The 22,510-nt window shown below is 61.1% G+C and carries 20 protein-coding genes and 1 tRNA gene; 14 read left to right on the plus strand and 7 right to left on the minus strand.

Features of this window, described 5'->3' with window-relative positions; genetic code table 11:
• Positions 1 to 71: 71 nt before the first annotated feature.
• A complete protein-coding gene (locus tag GVM20_RS14145) occupies positions 72 to 2,162 on the plus strand; it encodes a RelA/SpoT family protein (protein ID WP_166547832.1) in 2,091 nt (696 codons plus the stop codon).
• 15 nt (positions 2,163 to 2,177) lie between these two features.
• On the opposite strand, the gene GVM20_RS14150 is transcribed toward GVM20_RS14145, so the two are convergent.
• Complete coding sequence (locus GVM20_RS14150; protein WP_166547833.1) at positions 2,178 to 3,221, minus strand: peptidylprolyl isomerase; 1,044 nt, start codon at positions 3,219 to 3,221, stop codon at positions 2,178 to 2,180.
• 148 nt (positions 3,222 to 3,369) lie between these two features.
• Between GVM20_RS14150 and GVM20_RS14155 the strand changes: the two genes are divergently transcribed.
• From GVM20_RS14155 to GVM20_RS14185, 7 genes are all read left to right on the plus strand, one after another.
• A tRNA-Ser gene (locus GVM20_RS14155) sits at positions 3,370 to 3,460 on the plus strand.
• Positions 3,461 to 3,601: 141 nt separating this feature from the next.
• Entirely contained in the window at positions 3,602 to 4,777 is a 1,176-nt protein-coding gene (locus GVM20_RS14160; RefSeq protein ID WP_166547834.1) for a tyrosine-type recombinase/integrase, read from the plus strand.
• A 35-nt stretch (positions 4,778 to 4,812) separates the two neighbouring features.
• The gene (locus GVM20_RS14165) at positions 4,813 to 5,535 is read left to right on the plus strand and encodes a hypothetical protein (RefSeq protein WP_166547835.1); all 723 of its coding nucleotides are present in this window, start codon (positions 4,813 to 4,815) and stop codon (positions 5,533 to 5,535) included.
• Positions 5,536 to 5,661: 126 nt separating this feature from the next.
• Complete coding sequence (locus GVM20_RS14170; protein ID WP_166547836.1) at positions 5,662 to 5,844, plus strand: helix-turn-helix domain-containing protein; 183 nt, start codon at positions 5,662 to 5,664, stop codon at positions 5,842 to 5,844.
• A gap of 401 nt (positions 5,845 to 6,245) precedes the next feature.
• Positions 6,246 to 6,557, plus strand: coding sequence for a transcriptional coactivator p15/PC4 family protein (locus tag GVM20_RS14175; RefSeq protein ID WP_166547837.1), 312 nt, complete (start codon positions 6,246 to 6,248; stop codon positions 6,555 to 6,557).
• Between the two features lie 363 nt (positions 6,558 to 6,920).
• On the plus strand, positions 6,921 to 7,469 hold the full coding sequence (locus tag GVM20_RS14180) for a hypothetical protein (protein WP_166547838.1): 549 nt from the start codon (positions 6,921 to 6,923) through the stop codon (positions 7,467 to 7,469).
• A gap of 111 nt (positions 7,470 to 7,580) precedes the next feature.
• Complete coding sequence (locus GVM20_RS14185; RefSeq protein ID WP_166547839.1) at positions 7,581 to 8,201, plus strand: outer membrane protein; 621 nt, start codon at positions 7,581 to 7,583, stop codon at positions 8,199 to 8,201.
• Positions 8,202 to 8,486: 285 nt separating this feature from the next.
• On the opposite strand, the gene GVM20_RS14190 is transcribed toward GVM20_RS14185, so the two are convergent.
• Positions 8,487 to 9,116, minus strand: coding sequence for a hypothetical protein (locus tag GVM20_RS14190; protein WP_234032033.1), 630 nt, complete (start codon positions 9,114 to 9,116; stop codon positions 8,487 to 8,489).
• A 200-nt stretch (positions 9,117 to 9,316) separates the two neighbouring features.
• Positions 9,317 to 10,276 carry an Abi family protein gene (locus tag GVM20_RS14195; RefSeq protein ID WP_199799628.1) on the minus strand — a complete coding sequence of 320 codons (960 nt, stop codon included), beginning with the start codon at positions 10,274 to 10,276 and terminating at the stop codon, positions 9,317 to 9,319.
• Positions 10,277 to 10,596: 320 nt separating this feature from the next.
• Here GVM20_RS14195 and GVM20_RS14200 point away from each other — a divergent pair, with 320 nt between their 5' ends.
• From GVM20_RS14200 to GVM20_RS14225, 6 genes are all read left to right on the plus strand, one after another.
• On the plus strand, positions 10,597 to 10,890 hold the full coding sequence (locus GVM20_RS14200; protein WP_166547840.1) for a hypothetical protein: 294 nt from the start codon (positions 10,597 to 10,599) through the stop codon (positions 10,888 to 10,890).
• A 49-nt stretch (positions 10,891 to 10,939) separates the two neighbouring features.
• The gene (locus GVM20_RS14205) at positions 10,940 to 11,314 is read left to right on the plus strand and encodes a thermonuclease family protein (protein ID WP_166547841.1); all 375 of its coding nucleotides are present in this window, start codon (positions 10,940 to 10,942) and stop codon (positions 11,312 to 11,314) included.
• On the plus strand, positions 11,305 to 11,706 hold the full coding sequence (locus tag GVM20_RS14210; protein ID WP_166547842.1) for a Rap1a/Tai family immunity protein: 402 nt from the start codon (positions 11,305 to 11,307) through the stop codon (positions 11,704 to 11,706). The genes GVM20_RS14205 and GVM20_RS14210 overlap by 10 nt, the downstream gene beginning before the upstream one ends.
• 232 nt (positions 11,707 to 11,938) lie before the next feature.
• Complete coding sequence (locus tag GVM20_RS14215; protein WP_166547843.1) at positions 11,939 to 12,442, plus strand: PilZ domain-containing protein; 504 nt, start codon at positions 11,939 to 11,941, stop codon at positions 12,440 to 12,442.
• An 811-nt stretch (positions 12,443 to 13,253) separates the two neighbouring features.
• Positions 13,254 to 14,333 (plus strand): alginate lyase family protein, encoded by a 1,080-nt coding sequence (locus tag GVM20_RS14220; protein WP_166547844.1) that lies wholly within the window; start codon positions 13,254 to 13,256, stop codon positions 14,331 to 14,333.
• A gap of 254 nt (positions 14,334 to 14,587) precedes the next feature.
• Positions 14,588 to 15,556: an amidohydrolase family protein gene (locus tag GVM20_RS14225; protein WP_166547845.1), complete on the plus strand. Its 969-nt coding sequence runs from the start codon at positions 14,588 to 14,590 to the stop codon at positions 15,554 to 15,556.
• A gap of 243 nt (positions 15,557 to 15,799) precedes the next feature.
• Here GVM20_RS14225 and GVM20_RS14230 read toward each other — a convergent pair whose 3' ends face one another.
• The 4 genes from GVM20_RS14230 to GVM20_RS14245 all read right to left on the minus strand — a co-directional run bounded on the left by GVM20_RS14230 (position 15,800) and on the right by GVM20_RS14245 (position 22,507).
• Entirely contained in the window at positions 15,800 to 17,452 is a 1,653-nt protein-coding gene (locus GVM20_RS14230) for a PepSY domain-containing protein (protein WP_166547846.1), read from the minus strand.
• 11 nt (positions 17,453 to 17,463) lie between these two features.
• The gene (locus GVM20_RS14235) at positions 17,464 to 19,584 is read right to left on the minus strand and encodes a TonB-dependent receptor family protein (protein ID WP_166547847.1); all 2,121 of its coding nucleotides are present in this window, start codon (positions 19,582 to 19,584) and stop codon (positions 17,464 to 17,466) included.
• A 130-nt stretch (positions 19,585 to 19,714) separates the two neighbouring features.
• Complete coding sequence (locus tag GVM20_RS14240; RefSeq protein WP_166547848.1) at positions 19,715 to 20,131, minus strand: DUF2946 family protein; 417 nt, start codon at positions 20,129 to 20,131, stop codon at positions 19,715 to 19,717.
• Between the two features lie 345 nt (positions 20,132 to 20,476).
• Entirely contained in the window at positions 20,477 to 22,507 is a 2,031-nt protein-coding gene (locus tag GVM20_RS14245; protein ID WP_166547849.1) for a TonB-dependent receptor domain-containing protein, read from the minus strand.
• Positions 22,508 to 22,510 lie beyond the last annotated feature (3 nt).

Here is a 22,510-nt window from a genome sequence, read left to right on the forward strand (position 1 = left end):
ATAACACTCAGTCTTCGCCCCCGCAACAATCGCGCTTGCCCGCCCGCAGCGCCGCCCCCATATTCATCGGGATGCTGCGCCAATACGAACTCGTCGAGAAGGTCCTCGAATACGATCCCGACGCCGACGAGGCGATGCTCAACCGCGCCTATGTCTACACCGTGCAGAAGCATGGCACCCAGAAGCGCGCCAGCGGCGACCCCTATTTCTCTCATCCGGTCGAAGTCGCCGGGTTGATGACCGACCTGAAGCTCGATCAGGCCACCATCATCACCGCGCTGCTGCACGATACGGTCGAGGACACGCTCGCCACCATCGAGGATATCGAAGCCCATTTCGGCCCCGAGGTCGCGCGGCTGGTGGACGGGGTGACCAAGCTCTCGAAGATCGAGGCCATGCCCGAGAACGAGCGGGCAGCGGAAAACCTGCGCAAATTCCTGCTCGCCATGTCGGAAGACATCCGCGTGCTGCTGGTCAAGCTGGCTGACCGACTGCATAACATGCGCACGCTGCATTTCATCAAGTCGCCCGAAAAACGCCAGCGTATCGCCCGCGAGACGATGGATATCTACGCCCCGTTGGCCGAGCGGGTAGGCATGTACGAATACATGCATGAAATGCAGGCATTGGCCTTCCGCGAGCTGGAACCGGAGGCCCACGCCACCATCGCCAACCGGCTCGATCAGCTGCGCTCGCAGGACGGGGGGCAGGTCGATGCGATCGCGTTGACGATGAAGCAGCGCCTTGCCGAAGCGGGCCTCAAGGTCGAGGTCTACGGGCGCGAGAAACACCCCTTTTCGATCTGGCACAAGATGGCCGAACGCCATGTCAGCTTCGAACAGGTGACCGACATCATGGCCTTCCGCGTCCTGACCGAAAGCGAGGGCGATTGCTACCAGGCCCTCGGCATCCTCCACACCACGTGGCAGTTCCTGCCCGGACGGTTCAAGGATTACATCTCGACCCCGAAGTCGAATGGCTACCGCTCCCTGCACACCTCGCTGATGTACGAAAACTCGATGCGCGTGGAAGTGCAGATACGAACGCGCGAAATGCACCGCACCAATGAATATGGCCTCGCCGCGCACTGGGCCTACAAGCAGGGTGACCGGCCCGATGGCGAGGTGGGCTGGCTGCGCGATCTGATCGAGATTGTGGACGCCAGCCACGATGCCGAGGAACTGCTCGAGCACACGCGCATGGCGATCTATCAGGATCGCATCTTCGCCTTCACCCCCAAAGGCGCGCTGTTCCAGCTACCCAAGGGCGCGACTGCGGTGGACTTTGCCTTTGCGGTGCACACCAACCTCGGCACGCAGACGGCAGGCGTGAAGATCAACGGGCGGCACATGCCGCTGCGCACGCCGCTGGCCAATGGCGATGTGGTGGAGATCATTAAGAACCCCCACGCCAGCCCGCAGCTGTCATGGCTGGCCTTCGTCGTCACCGGCAAGGCGCGCGCAGCGATCCGCCGCGCGGTGCGGATGAAGGAACGTGCCGAAGTGGCCGAGATCGGCTCGAAGCTGTTCGATGAAATCGCCGCCCGCGTGCCCGCCCGGATCGGCAAGAAGGCGATCCGCGCCGCCGTTGAACGGCTCGGCATGGAAGAGCCTGATGACCTGATGTACGCGATCGGTGCGGCCAAGATTGCCGATCGCGAGGTGATGGAAGCGCTCGTCCCCGGCTGCACGGCGGGCATCGAGGAGGACGAGCATTGGGAGCGGCGTGAAAGCGCGATCTCGATCCGCGGCCTCACCCCCGGCGTCGCTTTCGATCTTGCCCCCTGCTGCCACCCCGTCCCCGGCGACCGCATCGTCGGCATCCGCCGCAAGGGCGAGACCGTGCTGGTCCACGCCATCGACTGCCTGATGCTGGCGAGCGGTGTGGACAGCGACTGGATCGATCTTGCCTGGGGCAACCGCTCGGTCGGCGCGGTCGGCCAGTTGTCGGTGACGATCTACGACCGGCTCGGCACGTTGGCGGAAATGGCGGGGATCTTCGCGCAGAACAAGGCCAACGTCACCACGCTGATGCAGGCCCATATCGACCACCCCTTCGTTACCTATGATGTCGAGGTCGAGGTGCAGGATGTGGGGCATCTCAACCGCATCATCTCCGCCCTGCGCGCCAGCGACGCGGTGGCGCAGGCGGAACGGCAGTAGCTTCGCGTCACCTCGTCATCGCGCCACCCGCCGCACCGGCACGCGGATATTGCAGATGTCCGCGCCGCCCGCGGGGGTGATAAAGAAGGGATCTCGGCGGTTGGCGATGGCCTCGGCATAAGTCGCGAATGTCTCGCTCTCGGTCGAGAGGTATTCGAAGGCTGGTTGTTCGTTCATCGGCAGGTCGTTGGCCACTCGTACCGACATGATCGGCGTGCGCTTGGCGCTTTCCTCGGCGGTATAGAACCCCAGATCGCCCGACCCGCGCGGCAGTGACGAGAGATGCTGCATCCCCTCGATCACCCGGCCGACCAGCGCGATATTGCGATCCAGGTGGCGCGGCGCATGGCCGATCACCGTGTAAAGCTCCGCACCCGATCCGGTGTCCGGCGAATAGTTCCGCCCGACGCCGACCATGCCGTAGCAGTGGGTGGGCCACCACGCCTGTGGGAAGCTGTTCCTCCATACAGTGGCGACTGGCCAGCCGTCATAGAAATTCACATTGTTGGCGTAGGCGTCGATACTCTGCCAAGCAGGGTAGGGCTCTGTCTCTGCAGGCCGAAGCACCAGGTCCGCGGCTTCTTTATCCTGTCGCGCTCTGTCACGCTCGGCATTGCGGTTTTGCCATTCGGCAAGGCTGGCGGTGTATTCGTCCTCCCCCATCACCTTCAGTCCCTCGGGCAGCGGCTTTGGCTTCCCCGTCGCTTCCGGGTTGTCGTAGTTGGGATCGCCCCACTGGGTGACATAATTGTCCTGCACCCGATTGACCGAGATGCCGTCATACCACTTGGCGCGCGCGAACAGGCGGATGTTGTGCACCCAGCCTTGGCTGAACGGCGCTGGCATCAGCTGGATCACCACCTGCCGCGGCTTGCCGTCGGCATCGGGCGCGAGGGTCATCACCAGAAGATCCTCCGCCGGGATCGCCACCCAGTCCGCCTTGGGCGCAGCGGCGACGATTTCGGACGGGGCCGGAGCAGCTGGCTTGGCCGCTTCTTGTGCAGCAAGCGGCAGGGAAAGGGCGAGCACAGCCGAAGCCGCCAGAAGCAAAGTTCTCATGCCCACATTGGTGCCACCACGCGCCTTGCGAAGCAATCCATTCGCGGCTAGTGGCGCGTGCTTGTCTTCTCAGGCGCTCAAGCAGCGAAGCGGGAGCGCACAAATCTGCGCTCAGCCAGCGAAGCGTTAGCGCACGAGAAAGTCATGCGGAGCAGTGGCCGAGTGGTCGAAGGCGCACGCCTGGAAAGTGTGTATACGTCAAAAGCGTATCGAGGGTTCGAATCCCTCCTGCTCCGCCAGCTACCCCATCCTGACAGACCCTAGCCGTTTCTATACTTCTCTATTTTAGAGGAAAGTAGTGAAGGGCCGCGTTCCCGGCTGGCCCTTGTCGTTCCCTGCTATCCGCGCTAATGTGTGGGAAAGAGTGTGGGGAAATAGAAATGGGGAATCTGACAGCAACGGCAGTCGCAAAAGCGAAAGCGCCGGGACGGTATGGCGACGGTGAGGGACTTGCCCTTATCGTGGGCAAAAGCGGCAGCAAAAGCTGGATTGTCCGAGTCCAAAAGGACGGACGGCGGCGCGACATTGGATTGGGCAGCGCCAGTAAGGTTCCTCTTAAACTTGCACGCGAACGCGCGGCAGAGGTTCGCCAGAAGATCGAGCTAGGGATTGATCCGGTGGCAGAGCGCGCCAAAGCGGCGGGCATTCCGACGTTTTCCGTAGCCGTAAAAAGGGTTCATGCCGAGAACGCGCCAAGTTGGAAAAACCCCAAGCACAAGGCGCAATGGCTCAATACGCTCGAAACCTATGCGGTGCCTTCGCTTGGCAATCGTTCGGTTGCCGACATTGACGCGGCGGCGGTGCGCGACTGCCTAGCAGCGATATGGCTGGAAAAGCCGGAAACTGCGCGCCGGTTGCGCCAGCGCATCGCTACGGTGATCGATTGGGCAGTCGCCAAGGGATACCGTGCGAGCGGCCTTGCCATGCCGGTGATCGATAAGGCTCTCCCCAAGCAGCGCGCCAAGGTGAAGCATCACGCCGCGCTTCCCCACGCTGATATTCCCCTATTTGTCCCTAAAATACGCGAAACTGAAAGCATGGGGCGGCTGGCGCTTGAAGCTGTTATCCTGACTGCCGCACGGTCGGGTGAGGTGCGGTTGATGACTTGGGGCGAATTGGACCTAGAGGCGGCAACATGGACGGTGCCCGCCGAGCGGATGAAGGCAGGCCGCGAACACGTGGTGCCGCTCTCTCCGCAAGCGCTGGCGCTATTCGAGCGGATGAAAGCGCATCGCCGGGAATATACCGACCTTGTCTTTCCGGGCCAGAAGCGCGGCAAACCTCTGTCCGACATGACGCTGACAAAGGCTCTCCGCGACATGGGAGTCAGCGTCACAGCGCACGGTTTTCGCAGCACTTTCCGCGATTGGGTGGCAGAGCAAACCAATTGGCCTTCCGATCTGGCAGAAGCGGCGCTTGCGCACGTGGTGACCGACAAGACGGTCGCCGCATATCAGCGCGGGACAATGTTGGAAAAGCGTCGGGAGCTAATGGCGGCTTGGGCGAGCTACTGTGACGGGGCGAGCGGCGGCAATGTCGTTCGGTTGGCGAAGTGAGCGAGTGGATTGCCATAGGCGAGGCTTGCCCAAAGTTGCCTGATACCGAAGCGACAATCCAAAGGCGAAAAGAGGTGAAGCATCTGATTGCTTCGAACCTGATTAAAGCAAGGGCCTTCCGTCCGAAGATGAGCACTACTGAGTTTGAAAGAAAAGATGACTTAGCAATTTTTGCTGAGGTAGTGCGCAGGGGAATTTTGGATACCTGCCACTTTCCATTTGCTACCAAAACGCGTGGTAAAAACGCTGATGATTTGAACGAAATTGGTTACGTGCAATTGAGTGGGACGCCAAATGAAACCTCAAGTGACTGGGTTTCACTAGGTAGAGATAACTTCACCATTACTCAAACCAAAGCCGACTGGGAGCTTGGACACTTTCATCGCCGAACATTAATGTATTCCTCGCCCGGTTGGGGCTTCGAGGACGACATTGGTTTTGTGTATATGGAAAGCGACGCATATGCCGTCGAAATTGAAGCAACGGCCCTTAACCGGCTGCTTGGGCTGAGGGTTTCCCTACCAGCCGAGCAACAGACGACGCGTTATGATTGGGAAGCCGCATTCGCTGATGTTGCCGCCCGTTTTTACCATGACGTTCAGTTTGAGAACATCGAAGCTCGCGGCGTTCAGGCTGAAATTGAGAGGATGCTGATAGCATCCTTTGAAAAGCGCGGCGTTGCAATACCCTCGCCCGAAACTTGCAAACCGAAAGCACGTAAGTTGCTTGGGGCTCTTAGGGGCGAAAAACCCAAATAACCCAAATAACCGGACGGCCTAGCCGTTTCCCCGTATCCCTGTCGGTGCACTGGCATTCGCCGGGCGCGTCCCTCGGCGCTAACTTCCGGGGCAGGAGACAGGGTTATGCAAGCCCCATCTGAATTGATGACCGTTGCCGACTTTTGCGAACGCTACCGCATCGGCAAAACCTCGTTGTATCGTGAGGCGGCGGCGGGCCGCATCACGCTCCGCAAGTTTGGCAGCGCAACGCGCATCACGCGGGAGGATGCAGAGTCTTGGGCCGCTAGCCTTCCGATCATCGCAGGAGGTGCCAATGCAACCGCCTGAAACGAAAATGGGGCTTGGACGGGTCGCATCGTCCAAGCCCCAAAGCATCGCTGTGCAAGCAAATGCAGAACCCGGATACTCCCAAACGGAGAGGGATGGCAACACGATTAGGCCAGGAGCCGAACGGACAGGCAGCATCCCAGCCGCGAGGCAGAACCAGAGTGGCCTAGAATGCGCTGTAAGCCCTTCTCAGAGCAATCTGCGCTACAACTTAGCTCAGACTGCATACTGTGACTCAGAAGGCCGCATTTGGCGATATAGGGGTAAGCGCGCCCGCGTGCTCGATATGCTTGTCGCATCACCGGGCGGCATTACGCAATGGGATACCCTGCCTTGGCATACCCGGCTGGGTGGTTCGATCCACGCCATGCGCGAGGATGGCTTGCCTATCACGACTGAGCTTGAAGGTCCGTATCGCCACGCCCGCTACCGTCTCGCCATTGCGCTTGTCGGTCAAACTATACCGGGAGAGCACCGTCATGGAGGGTAGCGGCTTCACCTCGCCGCCTGTCTGGCAATATCCCAAGCGCGGGGGGCTTGTGCTGGCAGGAGAGCGGAGCTTCAAGGGCGAGACGTTCTTCGAGCTGCGCTGGTGGGCCGATGGCGGAACCACGCCGACCGGCAAAGGCGTGACAATCCCACCTGATGCGGTCCCGGCACTGGCAGAGGCGCTTGCCACCTATGTCGCCAGCCGAGGCTCAGGAGCCGTTTAAGTAACGGTAAAAAACGGGCGCGGGGCCACTTTTCGCGGTGGTCCCGACCTATCCTGACAAAACTTGAAACTTGGACAGCGCGGCTGGGTGCTCGCCTGTTAATACAGGCGGGAAACAGGCACGCGAGCCCGATTGGCACGCATCATGCAAACTTACAGTTACCCGTCATCCCAGCCGCTAGATTGCTTTCCCCCGCTGCAACCGGACGAACCGTGTCACCTTGAGCCTCGCGCGCGCGCGTGCGCGAGATGGACGACAGACACGCGGAACATTACGCGTGCGCGCGGGACATGGGGCGGCGCTCGCAATCGTCGGGACCGGGTTACGACTGCCCTATCGCAGCGCCAAGCCGAGGGCATTCTGATGGCAATGGCCTATGCCGATCTGGCTGGAATGCCGCTCACCCGTCACTGGATTGTCGATTACGAATTGGCGGGCATTGCCGACCGGGACGGGGCTGCATTCGTGGGCCGGTTGCTGAATCTTCCGCGCCGATATGCGCGGGCAAGAGGCGGGAGCTTTGCGGCGGTTTGGGTTCGGGAGATTGGGACGCGTCACGGCGCGCACGTTCACATCGCCATGCATTGGCCGCGCGGCTGGAAACTTGGCTATCTCACGCGGCGCTGGATCAAGGCGGCAGGCGGACAATATTGCAAAGGCGTGAGCCGGGTTAGGCCAGTGGGCGGGAGCCTCAATTGCGCTTGGACAAGCCCGGGCCTTTACCGGGAGAACCTAGAGCGGTTGGGGAATTATCTCACCAAGAGCAGTGATAGAGTGGTGGCTGCGGAGTTAGGTGTGGGGCTGCTCAAACCGGGCGGGACGATTGTCGGCAAGCGGTGGGGGCGGACGCAAAACTTGTGTGCTGGGAAGCAATGGTCTGCGCCGTTTGGCGGGCCAGAGCTGGCCGCGTGAGACGGGCCATTATTGCGACAGAACCTCTCCGTTTCTAATCTGTGTTATTGTTACATCTATGTAGCTCGATCACGGGCCCACCGCCGATTTTGGCATAGAAAGGGTCTGTTTATGAAGCCATTTTTCGTTGGTTTGGCTGTGAGCAGCTTTGCGCTTGCTGCTCCTGCAATGGCGCAAGACGAAAGCACCGCAGGCGGCAAATTCGTGGCGGGCGCAATCGTGGGCGTTGACAGTGTTGAGACCGAAATCGACGGCTTCTCTAGCAGCGATGAGGACGTGATGTTTGGCCTTACCGCTGGCTATGACTACGAAACCGCGAGCGGTCTCGTGGTCGGCGTAGAAGCTGAATACACTGACTCAAGCCTTGGCATTTCCGTCACCGACATTGACGTTGAAGGTGACCGGGCTTCCCTTAATGCAGGGCGCGACCTTTACGTCGGTGGCCGTCTCGGATTCCGCCCCGGCAAGAATGGTCTGCTCTATGTCAAGGCGGGCTACACCAACGCTTCGATTGAAGTCGAATATGACGACGGCACGGGCGAAGTCGCCACCTCAACCGATTTCGACGGCTTCCGCATTGGCGCTGGCGGCGAGATCGATCTTGGGAGTAACTATGCGGTCCGTCTGGAATACCGCTATTCCGACTACGGCAGCCCTGCTCTGTTCGGCTTCGACACTGGGGTTAACGTTAGCCGCAATCAGGGCATTCTGACGCTGCTCGGCAAGTTCTGAGCATTAAGCGCCTGCTGAAATGGGAAGGGCCGCGCTTGCATGTGCGGCCCTTTTCCGTTTGCTCTCCAAGCGCGCTTTGACAAGCCCGGACCTTTGTGGGCAGAACCTAGAGCGGCTGGGGAGTTATCTCACGAAGGGCGACGACCCGGCAGTAGCGGCTGAGCTTGTTCTGGCGCCGCCCCATATCGGCAAGCGATGGAGGCGAATGGAGAAACTAGGCCAACCAACGAAAAAAGGAGGCCGCGTGGTCCGCTAGCCTCCCTCGATCGTTTCAATGCGGGGTAATTACTCGGGGTCTGGATTGGCGGTAGCTGGGTTAACGTTCATTGGCGCTTGCGTTCCTCCAACCTGCATCGGGGCCGGTTCGGTATTGGCAATAGCGAGTTGAACATCCTCATCAATGAACCCGCCAACTGCCCCACCTTTGGGGAGGACGGCACTGGTTCCGGTAACGAAAAAGCCGACGACAGGAACCAAGGCGACCGCGCCGATAACGCCAGCGGTGCCCGTCACGCCCTTGTCGTCAAATGAACCGGTGAGCCGAATTTGTCGCCCGTTGACGCGGATGTAGAGCAAGCGCGCAGTTAGTTTGCCGGACTTACCCCACATACCCTTATTGCGAACCTCAGTGATTTCGGCCCACGCTGGCGTCCCAGCCGGAACCACCTCCACGCCGTTCACTTCAACAGGCTCAGCAACCTCCAGCATGAAGCGTTGACCGACTTTCGCTGCCTTCTTCTCAGTTGTGATTTCTTCCATCATGCGAAGCTGGATCGGGGTTCCGGCGCGAAGGACAGCGTTGGCCGTAGATACTGGCTGAATTGCCTGCGGCGCGGCGACCGGCTGGGCTTCCTGAGCTAAAGCTGGCGTTGTGAGCAAAGATATGGCGGCAAGCGCCGAAAGCGACCTTTTCATCGAAAACCCCTCCTGTTCACTGTGCGACACTCCGCATCAGCTTGGAGGATGAATGACAAAGAACGAGCATTGAGTCTAACAATTTAGCTGATTCAACAAGGGGCTGACCATCCCAGCGAATTGTCCGGGCTTAGAGCTGCTGAAGCCTGGCGGCGCAATTATCGGCAGCGTTGGGGACGGTCGCAAAATTTGAAGGCGGTTTAGTTCCAGAGTGCCAATTGTTCCCAGCCGGTCGGAAAACCTGTTTGTGTGACAGGAACTCCCGGAATAGCGGGGAACTCTGGCATCAAAAGTTTAAGCTTCTCCGCCCATTCTGATGCTGCACTAGGATCGATCTGCCTCAGGAGATACTGCATCGGCGCAGCAATCCCATATAGCCGGACAAGGGCGAAGTTGTCGTTCGCAAGATGATCAAGCTCGGGAAGCTCGCCAGCTTTTGGCGGCACTGGTTGGTCTGCAGGCGAACGATTCCAGAGACGTGAGTGGTGTGCCGCCACATTCCGAATGTGATTTATCGAGCGGACCCAGCTTGGGAGTAACTCCCTTCGTGCAAGGCCATACTTCTGTCCTAGCGCTTTTTGGTCTGTGACAGTTAGCCCACCTATCAAGCGGGACAACATGCCAAAATCCCACAGCTCTATGCTGACCCAAATCGGCGGAGGCTGAAGATATTTTTCACGAAAATGAACGGCAAACTGCTCTTTTGAGCGCGCTTCGTGCTGGTCGAGTTTGGAGATCCATTCGTTGTAAGGAATGGTTCCTGTCCTAGGATCGATACGGCTAGTGAAACCGCTATAAAGCTTATCCGGTTGACGGTGTGCCCACGGGTCCTGTGCGCCAAGCAAAATGGCGATTTGGACCCGTAAAGCGATTTCGATCTTTTCTGCTGCGCCTTGGAAGGCTGCTCGCAATCGGCAGTCGAATTCGAGCAATTCGATTGCGTGGGATAGGGTTGTTCCCTCTCTGAAATCGTCTAGGGCGGCCCCGCTGAGTAGGTCAAACTTGCGGAGACAATGCCAATATCCGCTTAACCGGTAGTAGCCATAATGCTCTAGTTTGGCAGAGGCATCCGCGTCATCGTCGATCGGCAAAAGGCGGCTCTTTAGTTTCGCGATTTGCTGATCGATTGTCAGAAATGTCTTATTGTAGGCCTCAGGCATAAGGCTTTTCCAACGAACATCATGCACAAACGAAAACCGACCCGCGCACATCCGAAGATGTGGGGGTCGGCCGTGTTGAGCGTGTGCTAGCGTCAGGAATCCAACTTTGCAATCAAAACTTGCAACCCCGTGTCAGCTCCCGGCCACTCTAGAGTGCGGCACAGCAGAGAACGTGTTTTCATGAGCTATAGGGGGATGACCAAAGCTCTATGGTTGCCCAGACGTAAACCGGTCCAATTCCTGCATTCAAATGCTAACACCGTTTTTCTCGCGCGCGCGAGGGGCTTGCGACCAACGTTTGTTCCATTCATGTTCTGCCAATGACGCAGCATTCGATTCGGCAGGCGAAGCGGGACGAATTGGCCTTTCCGGTCCGGGTAAAAATCCGCGTGCCGGATACAGGACTTGGGACCATGCTCGATAGAATGATGGCTTGGCTTAGGGCGAATGTCCCAGCCGCGAATTTTGCCTGCCACAGTGCGCCCGGCTTGGCTTGCAGCACGGCGGCATTCTATTTTCGCAATGTCGAAACAGCTCAGGCGTTCGTGAGCGCGTTCCCAGATGCGGACCTTGCCGATGGCTTGGCTTCTCCGGCATACAGCAGGGCAAGGTAACGGCATGGGTGAGCGGGGTATTGAGGCTTGCTGACATTGGGGGCGCACCATGATTGAACTAATGTTTGCGCTCGCCCTTGTGGTGGATGAGCCGAGCTTTCCGATCTGCGGCAAAGGGAGGCGCGTTACATGCGTGGTGGACGGGGACACCTTCTGGCATAACCGCATCAAATACCGGCTGGCGGACATAGACGCGCCAGAGGTAAACAAACCGCGATGCACGGCAGAAGCAAGGCTGGGACAGGCGGCGACTTATCGCCTAGCCGCTTTGATGAACGCCGGGCGTTTCGAGCTGCATTCGCAAGGGGTGGACCGCTACGGGCGAACGCTGGTGAAGGTGACGCGTTCAGGGCGCTCGATAGGTGCGCAATTGGTTGGCGAGGGGCTTGCCGTGCGTTGGGGCGACAGGGGGCGATGGTGCTGATTTCTGGAACAACAAGCTTGCGCATCCTACCGGTGCTTTTCGCCGGGGTGCTATCTATTCAAGGTGAGCCGCTAAAGGCGGGAGTGAGTTTTGCCACGGCAGGCGACGTTTTGCAGAGCTGCGATGTAGACGAGGCGCACGTCAATCGCCTGATTTGCAACGGCTACATACGGGGCATTCTTGGCCGTGACCGGCTAGCGGGGTGGGCTGATCCAGAACTGGCCTACGTGTGTGAGCTTCCGCAAGGAGTTTCAATCGGCCAGCTTATCGCGGTGGTCATCAAGCACATCAAAGCGCGTCCAGAGATATGGCACGTTGAAGGCACTGGGGTAGCTTTGACTGCCATTAAGGATGCATTCTGCAACCAAAGCGAAGCCACGTTCCAGCGATAGAGTTGAGCAAGGTGTGGTAAGATTTGTGGGAATAGCACTTATTTCTGTAAGAAAATGATATTTTAATCAGATCTATAAGGTATTTTCTGGGCGGACTCCTGCTCCGCCAACCCTTTGGGACAAACTTTCACCCGCTACGCAAAAGTGCGCTTCGGAGAAAAGGCCAGAAAAGGCAATGTCCTGTCACAGTCCAGCCGTCAGTTCGGCTCTGTCTCGTCTAGCGTGAGATACGATGGCAAACGACCACGACAGTCTGTTCTTCGTTGTCCGCAAGGGAGAGGTGTGGGCTTGCTGGCTGGACGCTAAATCTCCGATCAAGCTCGGTGCGGCTGATGTGGTGATGCCAGCAATGAGGGAGCTGCTTTCCGAACAAGATTCCTCCGCGACCAACCAGACGGATGCAACGATACCTGCAGGTCCACAAGCGGAGGCGGAACGGCCGATCATCGAACGGTCGGCCGAGCGGCATGACGTATCCATCATTGGCCGGCTTCGAACCGCCAAGGGCGCCAGCACCGTTACAATTCATGATCTTTCGAAGGACGGATGCCAGATATACGATGAACTCGGCCTGCATTCACAAGGGGATCGGGTGACGATCCGCATCGGATCGATCGGCCCTATTGGTGCGACCGTCATGTGGAGCAAAAACAGGCGCCTCGGCGTACGCTTCGAGCATGCGCTGCACGCTTATGTGGTCGATCATATCCGGTCATCTATGGATATCCGGAGCTAGATCACGGGCGCATAGAAAGCATCGGATTTTCAGAGCGTTCGGGTGCGACGCAGGTTGACCGGATGCGCTGATTTTCGCCTGTCTCTGTGGTTTTTCGCGACCACAAGATGCTGACTTGCAACAACAATGTCTGCCTTACGAGCAGGTCGGGCTATGCTGAGGCAAAGCGTCCTCGTCATAATGGCAGGTTGATAATGTAATATAGATTAGTTAACGCGACGAACGTCTTTCGGAGGTTCGGTCGTCATGGCCACTATCGCCCCGCATCTTGCGACAAGTGCCAGGCCCAGATCCAGATCCCGCGTAACGCGCCTCCCTCATGGTTCGGGCATCATGATCGCGATCGCTTTCAGCACGATCTTCTGGCTTGGCGTGCTGGTTCTTGTTTTCTGACACAGGCTACCTGCGCTGCAAGATGAACAGTCCTCATTGGCGTTGCATCCAACCCTGTTGTTGACCATGCGGCGATCTAGCCACTGACAACGGGTAGAAATGTCACCCTCTGCTTGTCCCGGCAATTGGGGAAAGCACCCCTCCGAACCATAATGACACCGTCGATCCCAGCGCGCATTCGACAACGTCCGCCGGCTTCAGGATCGCAGCATCTCGGGAAGCGCGTAGGCACAGCCTTGAGTTATGGGCAGCGCATTGTTGCAGCTGCAGGTGCTCTGCGGCACTATCCTCCTCTTAGGTCCCGCCTGGGATAGGTTGGCATGTTTGGAGGGGACGCCACGTGTCATCGCATTCTCACGACAAGGCGAGGATGCGCGGCATAGTTGCACGCATCGGGTGTGCTTCAATCGCGCTGCTGTTGTTGGTCCAGCCCATCGGTGCACGGGCGGATGGGGGCTTCGTCCACCCCGGCGCCATGAACAGTGCCGAGCGTCTCGACCATATTGCGGCGCAAGTCATGCTTGGCCGGGAACCGTGGACCAGCGCTCTGCACGAGGTGTCGGACCTCGCGGTTCCGCAGATGACCGCGATCGGGGACATCGACCCGCGCGTTGATGCGGAGGCCGAAGCGTCCAAGCGCCTTGCGATCAGTACTTATGCCCATGCGCTTGTCTGGCGCCTAACCGCATCGGAGCGGCATGGCCGGGAGGCGCTTCGTCTGATTGATGGTTGGGCTGGGTTCTCCGGTTTCACTGGCGGGACCGATCAGGACAAGCTGCAAGCTGGGTGGCTCGGGTCCTTGCTGGGGGAGGCTGCGGAGATCATGCGGCAACATCCGCGTTGGTCAGCGCGCCGGACAACGGCCTTGCAGGCGATGTTCCGGCGCAGCTTCTACCCGCATCTGATGCAGGCCAGCGCTTGGAACGGCAATGTCGATCTGACCCAGGTTAACGCCTTGCTCGCCATCGCGGTTTTCAACGAAGACCGCGCCGCATTCGATTTGGGCGTCGCGCGACTGGAACGGCGCAGCGCGGCCTATTTCTATCTGCAATCAGACAGCATGCCGCCCCCGATTGATGGCGATGGCGGCAATATCAGTGCCTTCTGGTCGCACCCCGTGCGCTGGGTTGACGGGCTGACGCAGGAAACCTGCCGCGACAATGGTCATCATGCGCAATATGCGCTCGCGTCCGCCTTGCATTCAGCTGAGATTGCCTGGAACCAAGGCGTTGATGTCTATGCCCGGCAGGCGAGCCGCTATGTTGCGGCCATGGAGCTTTTGTCGCAGCAACTGCTGACCGGCGACATGCAGGGGATCTGCACCAATCCGTTGGCGACCGAGCGCGTCTTCGATACCTTCGAGGTTGGTTTCCATCACTTCCATCATCGCATGGGGCTGCAACTGCCCCACAGCCAGCAGCTGATTATCGAGCGGGTCAGACCGCGCGGCGTGTCCGACTGGAATATCTTTCACGAGACTTTGACCCACGCCGATTAGGTGAGAGGCAATTTTTATGGCCTTCGAGCTTGGCCCAGCTTTCCGCCATGCGATTATTCATTTGCCATTTGCGTGTCTCGCCGGACAAGAGGCTACACGGTATCATTATCCAGTGCCAATGGCGCGACGGGTAAAGGGGGCGGTATCGGCTTGTGCCACGAGCGTGCGCGTGGGCCGAGGTTTGGGGGGTAATCGTGCAGGAAGGCATTCTCATTCTCAGGTTGATCGGTTGTTTGGCATTGCCGCTGACGATCATGATTTCCTCGGCCGCATCGGCGCGCGAGCCGATCATCGACATGCACGTCCATGCGCTCGCCGCTGACGATCAGGGCCCGCCGCCAATGGCGATGTGCGTTCCCATCGACCCTATGCCGACCTGGGACACCGGCCTGCCGACGATCGCTAACTTCATCACTCCCTTCAAGAACCCGCCTTGCGCTGACCCGATCTGGTCGCCCGAAACCACCGAAGAAGTCATGCGCCGATCACTCGACGTGATGGAGCGTAACAACGTCATCGGCGTGGTGAGCGGGCGGGTCAAAATCCTGTCGGCGTGGGCCGCTGCCGCGCCTGATCGCGTGATGCCGAGCCTCACCCCCGATCTTCCCATCCCCGACGATTTCGCGACGGAACTCGGCCAGCTCAAGCAGGATGGGCGCATCGCGGTGCTGGGCGAACTCGGCTTCCAATATGAAGGCATCGCTCCCGATGACCCGCGGCTTGAGCCGCTATGGGCCGCTGCCGAAGCCAACGACATTCCGGTGGCGATCCACATGGGGCCGGGGCCTCCGGGCATCGCCTACATGCCGGGCATGGGCTACCGCGCGCGGCTGTCGAGCCCGTTGCTGCTGGAAGATGTGCTGGTGCGCCACCCCAAGCTGCGCGTGAATGTCATGCACGCCGGTTTCCCGATGCTCGATGACACGCTGGCGCTGCTTTACGCGCATCCGCAGGTCTATCTCGATACCGGCGTGATTGTTTACACACAGCCGCGCCCCGCGTTCTACCGCTACCTTGGCGCGCTGGTCGATGCAGGCTTTGGCAAGCGCATCATGTTCGGCTCCGACCAGATGGTTTGGCCGGAAACGATGGAGCGCGGCATCGCGGTGATCGAAGACGCGCCGTTCCTCACCGCTGATCAGAAACGCGACATCCTCTACAACAATGCAGCGCGCTTCCTGAAACTCGACGAAGCGACCATCGCCCGCCATCACGCAATGTAGGCGCCCGCTTAATCCTTGCTGCACTTGAGCATCGCCTTGAGTTTGACGCGGGCTGAATCTGGTCCGGTCGTCGCTGTGTCACGCGGGTCGGCAAGTTTCCACCCAGGTGCGGTCATAAGTGGCCCTGAAAGCGGCTTGTCGGCTTAAGCCGTTTGGTCGCCTAAAGCTGACATTCTCAAATCGACGCCAATGCCGCCATTCGCATAAGACCGTTGCGAATGGCGGCAGACCGGGTGCGGCGTCTCACTTGTGGATGAATGCAGTGCCTGATTGTTCCTCCCGCCCCTGGCCATCACGGCGCACGCGAAGGCGGCGGACGAGGTCCATCCGCAACCCCAGCACCGCCATGAAGCCGATCAGCGCGATGGCGAAGGCACCGACCAGCACGTTCTGCGCGAGCCGCCCGACCGGGAAGAGGAAGTTCCACTTATGGATGAAGCTGAACACCAAGCGCTCGGGCTTCTCTCTATCGGCCACACGATCAACCAGCACGCCTGCGCCGGTATCCACGAACAGGCTGGCGCTGATCGGCGCCCCATAGTCGACCCGCCACACCGGCAGACGCTTGTTGCGGAAGTCGTATTCGTGGCTGAAGCGGGTGACCAGCTCCACCCCTGTCACGGCACTGTCGGGCGCGCCGGTGAAGCGCCGGGCGATGGCGCGGGCGAGGTCTTTGTCCCCTGATGCCACCAACTTGCCGGTCGCCGCTTCGAGGTAGATCGCCGGGCCATCCGGCTTGATCCCGGCGAACCGTGCCTCGCGGATTTCAGCGTCGGTGGTCGGCACCTTGGCCGCAGCCTGTGCGGCCATCATTGCCGCATGATCGTGCCCTTCCATGCCATGTTCCGCTGGAGCCTTGGCCGGGCCATGGTCATGCTCGCCTCTGCCCATGCTGCCCTTGGGCGGCGCAAGGCCGATGCGATAGAGCGGCTGGCCCGCCGCCCCCTCGACCAAGGCGACCGAGGCGATATCGCGCTCCTTGGCGATCAGCGACCAGTCGGCCTCGATCGGCCACTTCCCGCTCGCGACATTCACCGGCTTGCCCATCGCGAGATTGCTCTGCGGCGGAACCATGGCCGACTGGATCAGGTGGTAGATCCCCGAAGCCGAGAACATGATCAGCGGCAGCGCCAGAACATAGCCCGCGATCCGGTGCCAGCCCCGCGCGCCCGGCAGGCGCTTCTTGCGACGCACCGTCACCAGCATGGCAATCCCGGTGAGGCCGAGCGCCAGCAGGCTCCCGACCATCAGAGCGATCACTACCACTCGCAGCCAGTCCATCCCCGGCGGCACCCACTCCCATGTATGCAGCGCGCGGAACACCGATTGCAGGCGGTTCTTGGTGGTGTTGTTCACCGCTGCCAGACTGGAAGTCTCCGTGTGGACGTAGGCGGTTAACCCGTCGTCCCCAGAGAATTCCAACTTCCACACCGGGAGCAGGCGATTGACCCACGGATAGTCAGCATCAAACTCCGTTTGGAGCTTGGCCGAGGTTATCGCGCGGTCCGTGGCGAGGTAATGCCGGGCGAGAAACTCGGCCTGCGCCCGGTCACCGCCTGCGACCTCGCTCCCATTGTCGGGGCGGAAGTAGCGCCGCGCGGTCAGTGGATCGCCGGTCACCTGCCACAGCACGCCGCCACCTGCGGCGGGAACGGTTTTCACCGCCACCGCCTCACCGATACCCTGCTGCGCCAAAGTCTCTGCAATCGGCCGCGCCCCTTCGAGTTCGACCGACGCAGCAGGCGGCATGAACTGTGCCTGCTGCGGGCCGAACAGGACCATCGCAATATGGGTGAGGCCGGAGAGGCCCCACACCAGGAGGCTGATCCCGCCGATCAGCCCCAGCCACTGGTGCTTGGAGTATGACCAGCGCGCGGTCTTGGTCTTCACGCTCATCGCAGCCTCCCTCAGAACTTCGCACGCAGGCCGCCGAACACGGCGCGCCCTTGTCCGGGGGTGTAGATCGCCTCGTTGGTAAGGCGCTGGTTGGCGTTGGTGGTGACGTTGGAGATGAACACCGTATCGAACAGGTTCTCGACCGATCCGAACAGCTCTATGCCTTCGGTCAGGGTCACCCCGGCGGTGATCTGGACGGTCTCGTAGCCGGGCGCTCTTTCGGTGTTGGCGTAGTCGGCCCACGGACCGTCCGGAATCCAGCGCAGGGTGGTGGAGAGGTAGAACCGGTCGACCTTGTCGAACCGCGCCTCGGCAATCAGCACATGGCGGGGAACGCCCGCCAACTGGTTGTCGCCATAGACCGCATCTCCATCGAAGCTGAAGTCGTTGAGGGTATAGGCCGCGCTCAACCGCAGGGCTTGCCCCTTGGCTTCAAGCGCCTCCTTGAACGGGCGCAGGTCGATCCCGAATTCGAGGCCTTGATGCACCGTCTGATCAGCATTGGCGGTGACCGTCACCAGCCCGCGCGCGCCCGGCACGGCAAGGTCGAGAAACTCGTTCTCGAGCTCCGCGCGGTACAGCGCAATATCCCATGAGACGATCCCCGCCTGCCCGCGCGTGCCCACTTCGAACACGGTTGCGCGCTGTGGGTCGAGCGGCGCGAAGGGGAAGGCCCCGCCGCTAGTGAGGTCGGCAAGGCTGGGGGCCTCAAAGCTGCGGCTGATATTGCCGAAGAACTGGATGTCCGCGCCTGCATCCACCAGTAGTCCGACGCGCGGGTTGAACTGGTCATACGCCCCGCGGCCCGTAACGGCATTGAGGATCGCGGTCACATCGCGGGTCGCCCGCGCATATTGCCCGCCAGCGATCACTGTGACGGTGTCAGTAAGGCCCAAATCGGCCTGACCATAGACCGTCAGCGTGTCCGCATCTTGATCCGAGCGGGTGCGGAGTGCGCCGCGCTCACCCGAGTTGTTGGCGAAGGTCTTGGCGTCGTTGCTCGCCGATGCATAGATTACGACCAGCTGCCAGCGGCTTTGATCGGCGAGGAAGGGCAATGCGCCAGACACCCGCGCCGATGCCCCGACCTCGTCCTCGCCCTGCACGATGATTCCGGCAAAGCGGGTAATCGCATGATCGAGATTGCGGCGCGAATACCAGGCACCCAGTTCCAGATTGGCGCCGCCAAGGTCGATGACAGTCAGGTTGGAGATGCGGTAGACATCAAGATTGCGGTCCCAATCATCCGCGACCGGGCCGGGATCGATCACCACGGGCCCCGCTGTCACAGGTCGGCCCGCCGCGCGCGGATTGGCGAACGCATCGGCCAGCCGAAGCGAGCCCGCCAGCTCGAAATTGTCCGACAGAGCCGTGGCGTAAAAGCGCGTTTCGACAGTGTCGGACACCCGCCAACCAAGGTTCGCGTGGCCATAGAGGCTGCGCACTTCGCTGTGTTCGCGATAGCCGTCGCTAGTGAGGCCGGTGACGCCGCCCCAGTAATCAACATCGCTGCTCTTGCCCGCGAGGGAGGCATTGGCGCGGAAAGTCGAGAAACTGCCGCCCTCGGCGCGCAGGACGATTGGAGCACGCGCGGTGCGGCCAGTGGGGCTAACGATGTTTACTGCGCCCCCCAGTGACGCCGCGCCGAAGCGCAGGCCGTTGGCACCCTTGTACACCTCAAGATAGCGCACGGTCAGCGGGTCGACCTCCTGAAACTCGGTCGCGCCCGATGCGCGGCTGATTGGCACCCCGTCGCGCAGCACCGTGAGCCCGCGACGCTCGAAGCTGGAATTGAGGCCCGAGCCGCGCACCGAAATGCGACTTTCGCGCTGGGCGCTGGTGTCGGCGAAGACGCCGGGGGTCAGTTCCAGCACATCGCCGATCGATTGCGCGAAGATATCGGCAAAGCCCTCGTCCTCGACCAGGCCGGTGGCGCCGGGGACGCGCTCCAGCTCCTGCCGGGCGGCTTCCGGGGTGGGTGCGGTGGGGGTGCCCTGAAGGCTGGCGGTGACGATGATCTCGTCCTGCCGCTGGCCGATGCCTTGGGCCTGCAAGGGTGCGTGGAAAGCGCCTGCGCTGGCGGCAAGCATGGTCGCGCCTAGCAGAGCGCGCTTTACGGTATTGAATTGCATGGTTTTATCCTGAATTTCCGTCGGCGCATGGCCCTGCGAGGGCACAGCGCCAGCGATCCGGACACGCCGGATCGATGAGCTATTACGGTTCGCGGGTCAGCCGGTCAGGCTAGGTCGCGAACCGCAGCGATCAGACGAAAAGAGTCGGCGGTCCGCGCAGGGGCGGCCGCAGAAACAGGATGTCGCGGGTGGGCAGGGCCGGCAGCGGCGCCAGCCAGATCAGCAGAATGAAAGCGAGTGCAGCGGCCAACAGGGCCGGATCGGCGCCGCTCAGCAGCGCATGGCCAAGCCCGGAGAATGCGCATGGCTGGCCCTTGTCGGCGGCCTCGGCATGATCGCCGCCAGCGTCAGGCTTGTCGGGGATGGCGATCTGCATTTGCTTGGGCACGCCGGTGGCGTCCGAACAGATCGTCACCGTCAGAAACCGCTCGCCCGCTGGCGCGACCATGAAGCCCGCCGGCACCAGTGCCTTCACTGCGAGCACAAGCGCCAGCAGCACCAGCGTCAGCCGGGCATTTCTGCGGGTCAAGGCGCGAAGGCTGGTCATTGCGGAAGCGCCATTAGCGCAGGGAATTGGCCATGTCATCGTGTATCATTGGCGATCTCTGCTCCGGACGTTGGAGGAGAAACCGCCATTCACCTTTCCATCCACCTGCGATCATCAGCGGGACCTGAGCTCGATCCCGAGAGCTGCCCGCTCCCGCGCATGTTGGCCAAGGGCGAGCTTGTCGGCAGGATATGTGACTATACGGCAAGGAGGTTGAGCGGCTGTTCTCTCCGGTCAACGGCTAAGCGCTTTACCATATCACCGGCCCTTTGGTTGAGGCGGGTGACCCGGTGGTGACCATCGCTCTGCCGACCGCGGGCTTCTGATCCACGCCGAGCGCGCTCGTCAGAATTGGTCCGAAATCGTAAACTTCACGAATTCGCCGCGTTCTCGGTCGAGCTCCTCCGAGCCGATAAAGGCCCCGCTGCGATCCGGCGCGAAGAGCTGGCGGTCGCGCGGGAAGCGGGTCTGGCCGATATTGCGGACTTCGAGCTGCATTTTTACGCCGAAAAAGCGCGTGGTCTCGACAAAGGCGGTCAGACGCCGTCCGCGCCGGTCGATGATTTCCTCATTGGCGAAGAAGGTGGTGGTGCGCAATGCTGGCTCGTAGCGCCCGCCCCAAGCGATGCGCGCTTCGGTCAGGTCCTGCCGGAAATCGATGGTGATTTCGGGGTTGGTGAGATCGGTGACCACGCGGCTTTGTCCGCTGATCGGATCGGTGAAAGCCGCATCGCGGAAGTCGGCCGACACTTCCAGAAGCCCGCCCTTGATAAGGCCGGTCAACGGCACCGCCGCCTCGCTTTCGATGCCCCACACCCGCGCCGAACCGGCATTGGCGAGGCCGGGAACCCCGCTTGGCAGGACAATCTGTTCGAGCACATCCGTGCGCCATTCGTGGAAAGCCTGCACGTTGAGCGCGTAGCCGCCCTTCAGCCGAAGGTCGCCCGTGAGGCTGGCGCGCCAGGTCTTGTCGGGGCCGAGATCGGGATTGCCCGCCAGCAAGCGATCATCCTCGGCGTTGGCGGAGGCGGCGAAATCTCCGAAATCGAGCTGTCCGACGGAGCGACGCAGCGCGGCGCGCAGTTGCAGCGCGTCAGAGGATTGAAAGGTCACCGCCAGCGAAGGCTTCACGAAAAAGAACTCGTTGCCCCCCGCCGCATCGCCGCTGACGGTGAGCTTCGAAAGCTCCGCCGCGAGCCCCGCCTCCACCGTCCAGCGCGGGGCGACAACCCAGACCAGGTTGCCGAAGGTCTCGCCCCGCACTTCGGCCACCCTTACGTCCGACGCGGGCAGAGCGATGGGCCGCACGCCGCTCGCATCCTCGACTTCGAGCGCGATGCGTGAGTCCAGCCGGTTGTAGGCCGTCTCGATCCCGAATTCGGGCCGCAGGCTGCCTTCGAGCTTGCCGATGGTGGCGCGGGTCAGCACCTCGATCGGCAGATCTTGCGAAGCGAAGCGGTTGATCACGGGCGCAGCCCCCGGCGGCTCGGCCACGACATTGGCGGAACTCTGCTCGCCATCCTCGAATGAGCCGAGCGCCAGCAGCTTGAGCACCCAGCCTTGCGAGACCCTGCCGGTCCAATCGGCGCTCAATTCGCCCGCCCAGAACTCGGAATCGAAGCGGATGTCGCTGCGCCGGTCGGCCGGACCGCCATCGGGCAGACGACCCAGAAAACCGTCACGGCCTGTCTCCTGATAGAAGCGGCTGTTGCCGAAGCGGGCATTGATGGTCAGCGTCCCGCCCGCCACCAAGCGTTGCGCCTCGGTGGCGATGAAGGCATCGCGCAAGGTCGAGGGTAGCGTTTCCTCGTCGAATGAGACCAGCGCCGCCGCAGCATCGCGGCGGATGCGATCAATATTGTCGAAGGTGAACTGTTCCCAGAAAGCGTTGACCTTGGTAGTGGTCGACCACGCTCCGAGCGGCGCGGTGAACGATACTTCGCCGCGGGGATAGACAAGGCCGGCAGGGTTGCGTTCGAGCTCGCCCGACCAAGTGCCCGCAAAGCTCTGCGGCTTGCGGATGACGTTGGCGACGAGGCTTTGCCCGGCAGTTTCCCCGGCACGCTGAGCGCCGCGGGTCACTTCGATCCGCTCGACCGCATTGGCCGGGATGCGGCGAAGGAAATCCTCGAGCCCGCCCGACTTGATCGTCGGCCGCTCGCCATCGACCAGCACATTGCCCGCCGCGCCTGCAAAGCCGCGCAATTCGGCCCCGGCATCAAGGCTGAAGCCCGGCACGCGTTGCAGCAGTTCGAGCGCGGTCTGAGGGTAGAAGCGGTCAAAAAAGGCGCGCGGATAGGTTTCGGTCGATGCAGGCGCGGGCGTTGGCGCCGCAGGCGCAAGCTCCGCCGGGACGTCCTGGGCCGCGAGGGGCATCGC

The sequence above is a fragment of the Porphyrobacter sp. SLTP genome (genome assembly GCF_009905735.1).
Classification (GTDB): domain Bacteria; phylum Pseudomonadota; class Alphaproteobacteria; order Sphingomonadales; family Sphingomonadaceae; genus Erythrobacter.

What these genes read in the sequence shown, in the direction of transcription:
- GVM20_RS14205 (WP_166547841.1), top strand. Translation starts at nt 10,940, where the DNA reads ATGATTGAACTAATGTTTGCGCTCGCCCTTGTGGTGGATGAGCCGAGC.
- GVM20_RS14210 (WP_166547842.1), top strand. Translation starts at nt 11,305, where the DNA reads ATGGTGCTGATTTCTGGAACAACAAGCTTGCGCATCCTACCGGTGCTT.
- GVM20_RS14185 (WP_166547839.1), top strand. Translation starts at nt 7,581, where the DNA reads ATGAAGCCATTTTTCGTTGGTTTGGCTGTGAGCAGCTTTGCGCTTGCT.
- GVM20_RS14180 (WP_166547838.1), top strand. Translation starts at nt 6,921, where the DNA reads ATGGCAATGGCCTATGCCGATCTGGCTGGAATGCCGCTCACCCGTCAC.
- GVM20_RS14215 (WP_166547843.1), top strand. Translation starts at nt 11,939, where the DNA reads ATGGCAAACGACCACGACAGTCTGTTCTTCGTTGTCCGCAAGGGAGAG.
- GVM20_RS14145 (WP_166547832.1), top strand. Translation starts at nt 72, where the DNA reads ATGCTGCGCCAATACGAACTCGTCGAGAAGGTCCTCGAATACGATCCC.
- GVM20_RS14200 (WP_166547840.1), top strand. Translation starts at nt 10,597, where the DNA reads ATGACGCAGCATTCGATTCGGCAGGCGAAGCGGGACGAATTGGCCTTT.
- GVM20_RS14225 (WP_166547845.1), top strand. Translation starts at nt 14,588, where the DNA reads ATGATTTCCTCGGCCGCATCGGCGCGCGAGCCGATCATCGACATGCAC.
- GVM20_RS14190 (WP_234032033.1), bottom strand. Translation starts at nt 9,116, where the DNA reads ATGAAAAGGTCGCTTTCGGCGCTTGCCGCCATATCTTTGCTCACAACG.
- GVM20_RS14150 (WP_166547833.1), bottom strand. Translation starts at nt 3,221, where the DNA reads ATGAGAACTTTGCTTCTGGCGGCTTCGGCTGTGCTCGCCCTTTCCCTG.
- GVM20_RS14240 (WP_166547848.1), bottom strand. Translation starts at nt 20,131, where the DNA reads ATGACCAGCCTTCGCGCCTTGACCCGCAGAAATGCCCGGCTGACGCTG.
- GVM20_RS14230 (WP_166547846.1), bottom strand. Translation starts at nt 17,452, where the DNA reads ATGAGCGTGAAGACCAAGACCGCGCGCTGGTCATACTCCAAGCACCAG.
- GVM20_RS14160 (WP_166547834.1), top strand. Translation starts at nt 3,602, where the DNA reads ATGGGGAATCTGACAGCAACGGCAGTCGCAAAAGCGAAAGCGCCGGGA.
- GVM20_RS14235 (WP_166547847.1), bottom strand. Translation starts at nt 19,584, where the DNA reads ATGCAATTCAATACCGTAAAGCGCGCTCTGCTAGGCGCGACCATGCTT.
- GVM20_RS14245 (WP_166547849.1), bottom strand. Translation starts at nt 22,507, where the DNA reads ATGCCCCTCGCGGCCCAGGACGTCCCGGCGGAGCTTGCGCCTGCGGCG.
- GVM20_RS14170 (WP_166547836.1), top strand. Translation starts at nt 5,662, where the DNA reads ATGACCGTTGCCGACTTTTGCGAACGCTACCGCATCGGCAAAACCTCG.
- GVM20_RS14195 (WP_199799628.1), bottom strand. Translation starts at nt 10,276, where the DNA reads ATGCCTGAGGCCTACAATAAGACATTTCTGACAATCGATCAGCAAATC.